This window comes from Cupriavidus sp. BIS7 (genome assembly GCF_000292345.1).
Taxonomy (GTDB): domain Bacteria; phylum Pseudomonadota; class Gammaproteobacteria; order Burkholderiales; family Burkholderiaceae; genus Cupriavidus.
The window spans coordinates 1-2,703 of the sequence record NZ_ALOU01000096.1; the positions used below are offsets into that span (position 1 = coordinate 1).

Genomic DNA, 2,703 nt, shown 5'->3' on the forward strand with positions numbered 1-2,703 from the left:
GGAGAGGGGAGAAAACCGGAGATGCGAGACAAACAGGCATAAAATGCCGTCTTGTCACGTCACCCGCCATCCACCATGCAACATCACTTCGATGCCGTCCTGCCCGCGCCATTCGGCAAGGTCGGCGTACGTATCGATGGCGCGCATGTTCACGAGATCGTCTACCTGCCCGACCACTTCGCCGAGGTGGCGCCAGACAATGCGCTGCTAAAGCGCGTGGCCGAGCAGCTCGATGCCTACTACGCCAACGCGGACACCGTGTTCGACCTGCCGCTGGCCGCGCGCGGCACAGAATTCCAGCGCAAGGTGTGGGATGCGATCTGCGCCGTTCCGCGCGGCGGCCTGACGACCTACGGCGCTATCGCAAAGTCACTGCAAAGCATGCCGCGTGCGGTGGGCCAGGCCTGCGGGCAGAACTGGTTTCCGATCGTGGTGCCATGCCATCGCGTCGTCGCAGCCAACGGACTCGGGGGATTCGCCCATCATGGCGAGGAAGGTTTCTACCTGAGCGTGAAGCGCTGGCTGCTGTGCCATGAAGGCGCGATGCTGCTATGACGGCGGCACTTGATGAAGACCTGGCCCTGGTCGACCGGTTCTGCGATGCCCTATGGCTCGAGGACGGCCTATCGCGCAACACGATCGACGCCTATCGCCGCGACCTTGCACTGCTGACGCGCTGGCTGCACGAAAGCGAGACGTGCGCGCTGCTTGGCGTGGATGACAACGCCCTGTCTGGCTACTTCGCCGCGCGCCACCCGGAGACGCGCGCCTCGTCGGCCAATCGCCGCCTGACCGTTTTCCGCCGCTTCTACCAGTGGGCACTGCGCGAGCACATGATCGAGGCCGATCCCTGCCTGCTGCTACGCCCCGCCAAGCAGCCGCCACGCTTTCCGAAGACGCTCTCCGAGGCACAGGTCGTGGCGCTGCTTGAAGCCCCCGACACCGAAACGCCGCTGGGACTGCGCGACCGCACGATGCTCGAACTGATGTACGCGAGCGGGCTGCGCGTATCCGAGCTGACGAACATGAAGACGATCGAGGTAGGCCTCAACGAAGGCGTGGCGCGCGTGGTCGGCGGCAAGGGTAACAAGGAACGGCTCGTGCCGTTCGGCGCGCAGGCAAGCGACTGGCTGCGCCGCTACCTGTCCGATGGGCGCCCTGCACTGTTGGCCGGCCGCGTCTGCGATGAACTGTTCGTCACGCAACGCGGCGAGGGCATGACACGCCAGACGTTCTGGCACCTGATCAAGAAGCACGCACGCGACGCGGGCATCCACGCCCCGCTGTCGCCGCACACACTGCGGCATGCGTTTGCCACGCACCTGCTCAACCACGGCGCAGACCTGCGCGTTGTGCAGCTGCTGCTGGGCCATGCCGATATCTCCACCACGCAGATCTACACGCACGTGGCGCGCGAGCGCCTGCGCGAGCTGCACCTGCATCACCATCCGCGCGGCTGACAGGCGCGGCCACCGACTGACATGAGCAAGAACAAACACGTCTCCGAAACGCCCGCCACGCAGATGCTGCGCAAGCAGGGCGTCACGTTCGGCGAACACACCTATGACTATGTCGACCATGGCGGCACGGGCGAATCTTCGCGCCAGCTAGGCGTGCCCGAGCATGCCGTGGTCAAGACGCTGGTGATGGAGGACGAGGCCGCCAAGCCGCTGATCGTGCTGATGCACGGTGACTGCTCGGTCTCCACCAAGAACCTGGCGCGGCAGATCGGCTGCAAGAGCGTGCAGCCATGCAAGCCCGAAGTGGCCCAGCGCCATAGCGGCTACATGGTCGGCGGCACATCGCCATTTGGCACGAAGAAAAAGATACCGGTCTTTGTCGAGGCATCCGTGCTGGCGCTCGACACGATCTACATCAACGGCGGCCGGCGTGGCTACCTGGTCAGCATTGCACCAGCGGTACTGACCGAGCTGCTCGGGGCGAAACCGGTGGAATGCGCGCTGCCTGACTGACTTGCCGGTATTGGGGAAGTCACGGGGTCTGCCAACCCAGCGCCGCGCTACAATCGCGCCAGCCCGAAATTCCCTGTCTCATCCCCACACAAATGGTCAACCTGCTATTCGCCGCTATCGCCTACCTGATCGGATCGGTGTCATTCGCCGTCGTGGTCAGCAAGTTCATGGGCCTGCCCGATCCGCACAGCTACGGTTCCGGCAACCCCGGGGCCACGAACGTGCTGCGTACCGGCAGCAAGAAGGCGGCCATCCTGACACTGCTGGGCGACGCGCTGAAGGGCGTGGTTGCGGTGCTGCTGGCCAAGCATTTCGGGCCAGCATACGGCGTGGACGAAACCGGCATCGCCATGGTGTCGCTGGCCGTGTTCCTGGGTCACCTGTTCCCGATATTCCACCGCTTCGCCGGTGGCAAGGGCGTGGCCACGGCGGCCGGCATCCTGTTGGCAATCGATCCGATCCTCGGGGCCGGCACGCTGGCGACGTGGCTGATCATCGCGTTCTTCTTCCGGTATTCGTCGCTGGCCGCACTGATCTCGGCGATCTTCGCCCCGTTCTTCTACGTGCTGATGAACGGCGTGGACATCATGGCCGGCGCGATCTTCGTGATCAGCGTGCTGCTGATCGCACGCCACCGCGCCAATATCGCAAAGCTGCTGGCGGGCAAGGAAAGCCGGATCGGGGAGAAGAAGAAGGTTTGAGGTAGGGCCACCGATGGTGGTCTCCCCTC

At 64.5% G+C, this 2,703-nt stretch carries 4 protein-coding genes; all 4 read left to right on the forward strand.

The annotated features are described in order from the left end of the window. Positions 1-75 precede the first annotated feature (75 nt). The 4 genes from B552_RS0125820 (at position 76) to plsY (ending at position 2,674) form a co-directional block, all read left to right on the forward strand. On the forward strand, positions 76-555 hold the full coding sequence (locus B552_RS0125820) for a methylated-DNA--[protein]-cysteine S-methyltransferase (protein WP_019451958.1): 480 nt from the start codon (positions 76-78) through the stop codon (positions 553-555). Next, entirely contained in the window at positions 552-1,460 is a 909-nt protein-coding gene (gene xerD, locus B552_RS0125825) for a site-specific tyrosine recombinase XerD (RefSeq protein WP_019451959.1), read from the forward strand. The genes B552_RS0125820 and xerD overlap by 4 nt, the downstream gene beginning before the upstream one ends. Positions 1,461-1,481: 21 nt before the next feature. Further along, complete coding sequence (locus tag B552_RS0125830; protein ID WP_019451960.1) at positions 1,482-1,973, forward strand: aminoacyl-tRNA deacylase; 492 nt, start codon at positions 1,482-1,484, stop codon at positions 1,971-1,973. Between the two features lie 92 nt (positions 1,974-2,065). Then, positions 2,066-2,674, forward strand: coding sequence for a glycerol-3-phosphate 1-O-acyltransferase PlsY (gene plsY, locus B552_RS0125835; RefSeq protein WP_019451961.1), 609 nt, complete (start codon positions 2,066-2,068; stop codon positions 2,672-2,674). Positions 2,675-2,703: the final 29 nt, after the last annotated feature.